The organism is Oleiphilus sp. HI0067, assembly GCF_001635735.1.
This window is the reverse complement of the sequence record NZ_LWFI01001601.1, coordinates 1-524: the sequence shown is the minus strand read 5'-3', so window position 1 is coordinate 524 and position 524 is coordinate 1. Positions and strand designations below refer to the sequence as shown.

Annotated in this window: 1 pseudogene; it reads left to right on the top strand. The window is 47.3% G+C overall.

Annotated features, from left to right (window positions below):
* Positions 1 to 524 (top strand): annotated as a pseudogene (locus tag A3739_RS26000) (tryptophan--tRNA ligase); the annotation flags it as partial.

Genomic DNA, 524 nt, shown 5'->3' with positions numbered 1-524 from the left:
CATCTAAGCTATATCGAACGCTTCAAAAACGTTTCCAAGAACAAGGTGATGACGAGGCATTAGAGACAGCACGCGCGCTAATTCGAGATCAGCAAAATATTACGATTAGTGATCGTGAACGCTTGTTTGGCTACATTGAAGGTGGCGGTAAGGTCGTCTTGCCAGAGCCGCAAGCATTATTGACCAAGGCATCTAAAATGCCAGGGCTTGACGGTCAAAAAATGTCGAAGTCTTACGGCAACACGATTGCATTACGTGAAGAGCCTGATGTCGTTGAACAGAAGATTCGCACAATGCAAACCGACCCTCAGCGCGTTCGCTTAACTGATGCCGGTGATCCTGATAAGTGTCCTGTCTGGAAACTTCACGAAGTCTACTCTGATGAATCAACGAAAGAGTGGGTTCAAACTGGGTGTCGCAGTGCAGGAATTGGCTGTCTTGAATGTAAAAAGCCCGTGATTGACGCGGTACTTGAAGAACAGCGTCCAATTCGTGAACGCGCTCGCCAATATGAAGAGAACCCT